Genomic DNA, 723 nt, shown 5'->3' on the forward strand with positions numbered 1-723 from the left:
CCGCTTCCATTTCGCGGAAATATTTCACGGTTTTCACTTTCAGTTCCATGGTGGCCGGTTCGTCACACACCACCACAGATTTCGCATGCAGCTGCAGGCAGCTGATGGTCCACATATGATTAACGTTACCTTCTACAGCGGCCTGCAACGCCTGCGCTTTAAGATGGCCCGTCACCAGAATCATCACTTCTTCGGCATCCAGAAGCGTACCCACACCCACGGTCAGAGCGTACTTTGGCACCTGATCGACATCGCCGTTAAAGAAACGCGAGTTGGCGATGCGGGTATCGTGCGTCAGGGTTTTGATGCGGGTGCGGGAAGAGAGTGAAGAAGCCGGCTCATTAAAGGCAATGTGTCCGTCGTTGCCCACGCCGCCCATAAACAGATTAATTTTACCGTAAGAGCGAATCTTCTCTTCGTACTGGCGACATTCTGCGTCAATATCTGGCGCATTGCCATTCAGAAGATTGATATTTTCTGGTTGAATATCAACGTGATCGAAAAAGTTGCGGTACATGAAGCTGTGGTAGCTTTCCGGATGCTCTTTTGGCAGGCCCACGTATTCATCCATATTGAACGTCACCACATGCTTGAAACTAACCTGGCCCGCTTTGTGCATATCAATCAGGTGCTTGTAAGCTTCCAGTGGCGTACCACCGGTTGGCAAGCCCAGCACGAAGGGACGTTCTGCGCTAGGCTTAAACGCGTTAATGCGGTTAACAA

Annotated in this window: 1 protein-coding gene; it reads right to left on the reverse strand. The window is 50.8% G+C overall.

Annotation, left to right across the window (positions count from 1 at the left end):
- Positions 1-723, reverse strand: a 723-nt coding sequence (nagB, locus tag QMM04_RS22895) for a glucosamine-6-phosphate deaminase (RefSeq protein WP_282997184.1), incomplete at both ends; no start/stop codon positions are given.

Origin of the sequence: Pantoea sp. Pa-EAmG (assembly GCF_030024295.1) — a bacterium.
GTDB classification, from domain to species: domain Bacteria; phylum Pseudomonadota; class Gammaproteobacteria; order Enterobacterales; family Enterobacteriaceae; genus Pantoea; species Pantoea dispersa.